The sequence below is a fragment of the Chitinimonas violaceus genome, from assembly GCF_052601015.1.
This window is the reverse complement of the sequence record NZ_JBQXDJ010000355.1, coordinates 1-233: the sequence shown is the minus strand read 5'-3', so window position 1 is coordinate 233 and position 233 is coordinate 1. Positions and strand designations below refer to the sequence as shown.

The window sequence follows — 233 nt, the reverse complement described above, 5'->3', positions numbered from 1 at the left end:
CAGCTCACTACGCTTGGCTATTTGCACTGTCGCCCCCACGCAAGCTTGCACACCCTGAGCAAACGGCTGACCCGTATAACCACTATCTGCCAGCACACTCAACACGCGACTCAAGTCAGCATGGCTGTCTTTTAGTGCTTCCAATGCACCACTTCGATCGGTGACCTCTGCCGTCGTTACCGCAATCGCATGGGGCAAGCCCAGCGTATCAACAGCAATATGTCTTTTGATCC

At 54.1% G+C, this 233-nt stretch carries 1 protein-coding gene; it reads right to left on the bottom strand.

The window, feature by feature from the left end:
• Positions 1-233 (bottom strand): transposase (locus ACUHMQ_RS21705; protein WP_445297452.1); only part of this gene is annotated, 233 nt, incomplete at both ends.